This window comes from Mesorhizobium sp. M1E.F.Ca.ET.063.01.1.1 (genome assembly GCF_003998155.1).
In the GTDB taxonomy this organism is placed as follows: domain Bacteria; phylum Pseudomonadota; class Alphaproteobacteria; order Rhizobiales; family Rhizobiaceae; genus Mesorhizobium.
Map to the genome: position 1 here is coordinate 1 of NZ_RZSC01000563.1, position 4,000 is coordinate 4,000.

5 protein-coding genes are annotated in these 4,000 nt (G+C 64.1%); all 5 read left to right on the forward strand.

Annotation, left to right across the window (positions count from 1 at the left end; all coding sequences use genetic code 11):
* The coding region (sufD, locus tag EOA29_RS28000) for a Fe-S cluster assembly protein SufD (RefSeq protein ID WP_127221898.1) at nt 1-1,105 on the forward strand (1,105 nt) is incomplete at its 5' end.
* A gap of 191 nt (nt 1,106-1,296) precedes the next feature.
* Nucleotides 1,297-2,538 carry a cysteine desulfurase gene (locus EOA29_RS28005; RefSeq protein WP_126093587.1) on the forward strand — a complete coding sequence of 414 codons (1,242 nt, stop codon included), beginning with the start codon at nt 1,297-1,299 and terminating at the stop codon, nt 2,536-2,538.
* A 5-nt stretch (nt 2,539-2,543) separates the two neighbouring features.
* Nucleotides 2,544-2,936: an SUF system Fe-S cluster assembly protein gene (locus EOA29_RS28010; RefSeq protein WP_126093588.1), complete on the forward strand. Its 393-nt coding sequence runs from the start codon at nt 2,544-2,546 to the stop codon at nt 2,934-2,936.
* Between the two features lie 108 nt (nt 2,937-3,044).
* Entirely contained in the window at nt 3,045-3,425 is a 381-nt protein-coding gene (gene sufA / locus EOA29_RS28015; protein ID WP_126093589.1) for a Fe-S cluster assembly scaffold SufA, read from the forward strand.
* A 132-nt stretch (nt 3,426-3,557) separates the two neighbouring features.
* Nucleotides 3,558-3,965: a GNAT family N-acetyltransferase gene (locus EOA29_RS28020; protein ID WP_245464961.1), complete on the forward strand. Its 408-nt coding sequence runs from the start codon at nt 3,558-3,560 to the stop codon at nt 3,963-3,965.
* The last annotated feature ends 35 nt before the right edge of the window (nt 3,966-4,000 follow it).

Genomic DNA, 4,000 nt, shown 5'->3' on the forward strand with positions numbered 1-4,000 from the left:
GCACTATACGGATCTGCGCCGGCTGCTGACCTCGGTGCCGGCCTTCGAGGCCGAGGCGGTCGCGAAGGCGCTCGAGCCCGTTCTCGACGGTTCCGCCGTGCTGCCGGTGCTGGGCGGTGTTTCGCAGACGAAGCTGCCTGTGATCGAGGGCGTCATGGTGCAGCGCCTGTTGGAAAAGCTCACCGACGGCAGTGTCGCGCCCGGGCTTGATCCTTATGGAGCCGATGACGCGATCGGCGCGCTGAACACCGCCTTCGTCGCCGACGGCTATTTCGTCGATATCGCCGCCGGCACGAAACTGGAAAAGCCGATCGAACTGCAAAATCTGCAGTCCGGCGGCCAGGCGCATGTGCGGCTGCTGACGCGTGTCGGCGCCGGCGCCAAGGCGAACATCGTCGAGCGCCAGGCGGGCGAAGGCGGCGATGCCCTCGTCAGCTCAGTGAGCCAGCTCGTTCTCGACGAGGGCGCCGAGGTGACCTGGCTGATCGTGCAGGAGCAGCCGGACACGGCCACGCATCTCGCCCAGTTCAAGGCGCATATCGGCAGGGACGCGAAGCTGACGCTGTTCATCATGAATGCCGGCGGCAGACTGGTGCGCCAGGAGGTCGTCGTCAGGACGACAGGCGAGGGCGCCGACTTCAAGTTGCGCGGTATCAACCTTCTGGCCGGCGACACGCACACCGACACCACGATGGTGCTCGACCATACGGTGCCGCACACGGCCTCGACGGAAGTGATGCGCAATGTGGTGACCGGCAAGGCGCGCGGCGTCTTCCAGGGGCGCATCAACGTGCATCAATACGCCCAGAAGACCAACGCCAAGATGGCCTGCAACACGCTGCTTCTGTCGGACGACGGCGAGTTCTCGACCAAGCCCGAGCTGGAGATCTTCGCCGATGACGTCGTCTGCGGCCATGGCGCCACCGTCACAGAGATCGACCACAACCATCTGTTCTACCTGATGGCGCGCGGCATCGACGAGAAGACGGCGCGGGGCCTTCTGGTGAAGGCCTTCGTGGCTGAAGTGATCGAGGAACTGGACGACGAGGCGCTGGTCGACGCGCTGGAGGCGCGGCTAGACGGCTGGTTTTTGACGCACGGGTGAAAAGCGGTCGAGGCTTGGCCTCGACCGCACCCCTCATCCGTCTTGGCGCTACGCGCCAATCCACCTTCTCCCACAAGGGGAGAAGGTAAGGCGCTAGACCTTCTCCCCTTGTGGGAGAAGGTGGCCGAGCGAAGCTCGGTCGGATGAGGGGTGTTGGAAGGATCGCGGCCACGGCCGGCAAGGACTTCGAAATGGACCAGAAGATCGAAACCACTCCCTACGACGTCGAGGCGATCCGCCGCGACTTCCCGATCCTGTCGCGGCAGGTCTACGGCAAGCCGCTGGTCTATCTCGACAACGGCGCCTCGGCGCAGAAGCCGCAGGTGGTGCTCGACACGATCCAGCATGCCTATTCCCAGGAATATGCCAACGTCCATCGCGGCCTGCATTTCCTGTCGAATGCCGCCACGGATGCCTATGAGAAGGCGCGGGAGACGGTGCGCCACTTCCTCAATGCGCCGAGCACCGACAACATCGTCTTCACCTCCAACACCACCTCGGCGATCAACACGGTCGCCTATGGCTGGGGCATGCCGAGGATCGGCGAGGGCGACGAGATCGTGCTCTCCATCATGGAGCACCACTCCAACATCGTGCCCTGGCATTTCATCCGCGAGCGGCAGGGCGCGAAGCTCGTCTGGGTGCCGGTCGACGATCTCGGCGCCTTCCACATCGAGGAATTCGAGAAGCGGCTGACCAACCGCACCAAGCTCGTCGCCATCACCCACATGTCCAACGCGCTGGGCACGGTGACGCCGATCAAGGAGATCGTGCGCATCGCCCACGCGCGTGGAATTCCCGTACTCGTCGACGGCAGCCAGAGCGCCGTGCACATGCCGATCGACGTGCAGGATCTCGACTGCGATTTCTTCGTCTTTACCGGCCACAAGGTCTACGGCCCGTCGGGCATCGGCGTGCTCTACGGCAAGAAGCATATGCTGGAAGAGATGCGCCCCTTCATGGGCGGCGGCGAGATGATCGAGGAGGTGACGCAGGACATCGTCACCTACAACGAGCCGCCGCACCGTTTCGAGGCCGGCACGCCGCCGATCGTGCAGGCGATAGGGCTGGGCGCGGCGCTCGAGTACATGGAGAAGGTCGGCCGCGAACGCATCGCCGCGCATGAGGCGGACCTCAAGAATTACGCGCATGAGCGGCTGCGCGCGATCAACTCGCTGCGCATCTTCGGCGACGCGCCGGGCAAGGGCGCCATCATCTCGTTCGAATTGCAGGGCATCCATGCCCATGACGTGTCGATGGTGATCGACAGGCAGGGCGTGGCAGTGCGGGCGGGCACCCATTGCGCCCAGCCGCTGTTGAAACGCTTCGGCGTGACCTCCACATGCAGGGCATCGTTCGGCATGTATAACACCAGGGCCGAAGTCGACGCTTTGGCCGATGCGCTGGAAAAGGCGCGAAAGTTCTTCGGGTGACGACCATGGACGATGTGAGCACCACCGCAGAGACCGCAGCGGAAACCGCCGGGAACGGCGTCGTCTCGGCCTCGGCGATCCCCGCCGACGAGCTGGCGCGGTTGACCGACGACATCGTGTCGGCGCTGAAGACGGTCTACGATCCGGAAATCCCCGCCGACATCTATGAGCTCGGCCTCGTCTACAAAATCGACATCGAGGACGACCGCTCGGTCAAGATCGACATGACGCTGACCGCGCCGGGCTGCCCGGTGGCCGGCGAAATGCCGGGCTGGGTCGAGAACGCCGTCGGCGCCGTCGAGGGCGTTTCAGGCGTCGAAGTCAACATGGTGTTCGACCCGCCGTGGACGCCGGACCGCATGTCGGAAGAAGCGCAGGTCGCGGTCGGGTGGTATTAAGCGACAACCCGACAAGGACTGGTTGGCTTGCAGCAGAGGTGAAATTTCACCATCTTAAGGACAGACTCATTCCGCGGGCCTTGAACCCGCGCGAACGTGGAGAATGACATGGGACGCTTCGCCGTCATCACGATGACCGACAAGGCCGCCGACCGCGTGCGCGAGATCGTCGCCACGCGCGAGAATGCGCATGGCATTCGCCTCGGCATCAAGAAAGGCGGCTGCGCCGGCATGGAATACACGATCGACCTGGTCACCGAGCCGAGCGCCAAGGATGACCATGTCGAGCGCGACGGCGCGCATGTCTATGTTGCGCCTGAGGCCGCTCTCTTCCTGCTCGGCACCGAGATGGATTTCGAGCAGACGACGCTGCGCACCGGCTTCACCTTCAAGAACCCGAACCAGAGCTCGGCTTGCGGCTGCGGCGAGTCCGTCGAACTGAAGCCGGCCGATCTCAAGGCGCTTGCCGAGGCGCGTGCCTCGGCCTGAGCGGCCAATCGCGACCATTTTCTTCGAGACAGTGACCGGATGGCAGTCGAGTGCGAAACCGTGACGGCTCCACTTGCAGTGCGGCCACATGTCGTCGCCGACAATGCGGGGTTGGCACAGCTTTTCGTGGAGATGCAGCGGCACTATCATGTGCCGTGCCCATCGTTCGAAACAATCCTTGCCGATCTCGCTGGCCTGCCGGCAGGCGTGGAGATCCTTGTCGCGGAAACGGACAGGATCGTCGGTTTCGCAATCTTCTCGACGATTTATCCGGGGCCGGGCCTGCGAGGCGGCTTCTTTCTCAAGGAGCTGTTCGTTTCGAAAGCCAGTCGAGGCAGCGGCGCTGGACGCCTACTGATGCAGGCTCTGGCGCGCACCGCCCTTGAGCGCGGCCATGGCCGCGTCGACTGGACGGCGGATCGCGAGAACCAGCGGCTGCTCACCTTCTACGACAGCCTTGGCGGCATAAGGCAGTCGGAGAAGCAGTTCTTCCGGCTGACCGGAGAGGCGCTGGCGGATCTGGCAAAGGCCGGCGACTAAGATTGGCCGGCGGCCGGCCTCAATCCACCCACATC

Bases quoted from the DNA above. Each gene is read 5' to 3' on its own strand.
- EOA29_RS28010 (WP_126093588.1), top strand. From the start codon at position 2,544: ATGGACGATGTGAGCACCACCGCAGAGACCGCAGCGGAAACCGCCGGG.
- sufA (WP_126093589.1), top strand. From the start codon at position 3,045: ATGGGACGCTTCGCCGTCATCACGATGACCGACAAGGCCGCCGACCGC.
- EOA29_RS28020 (WP_245464961.1), top strand. From the start codon at position 3,558: ATGCAGCGGCACTATCATGTGCCGTGCCCATCGTTCGAAACAATCCTT.
- EOA29_RS28005 (WP_126093587.1), top strand. From the start codon at position 1,297: ATGGACCAGAAGATCGAAACCACTCCCTACGACGTCGAGGCGATCCGC.